This window comes from Mycobacterium sp. MUNTM1 (genome assembly GCF_054660795.1).
The window spans coordinates 1-275 of sequence record NZ_BAAGDE010000172.1 but is presented as its reverse complement, the minus strand read 5'-3'; the positions used below and the strand labels follow the sequence as shown (position 1 = coordinate 275).

Annotated in this window: 1 pseudogene; it reads left to right on the top strand. The window is 65.5% G+C overall.

The annotated features are described in order from the left end of the window. A pseudogene (locus ACYQ8K_RS30290) lies at window positions 1-275 on the top strand (tyrosine-type recombinase/integrase); the annotation flags it as partial.

Genomic DNA, 275 nt, shown 5'->3' with positions numbered 1-275 from the left:
GTATTCGCCGGTCAGCGTCTCTGAGCTGGACCCGACCGAGATGATGCGGCAGGCCACGCTGGTGTTTGAACGGCGCAACCACCGGTTGCCCTCGGCCGGTTCGCGGCGCAACATCGGCCACCTGATCGAGCATCTGCACCTGAGCGTGGCGGTGCGCTGCACCGAGGCCCCGTGGTGGTCGCATGACATCTGGGATCTGCGTGCTGATCCGCGTATTCCGCAACGCGATCATGATCCCAGCCACGACAAGACGGTCCGGCTGCGCGGCATCGAAC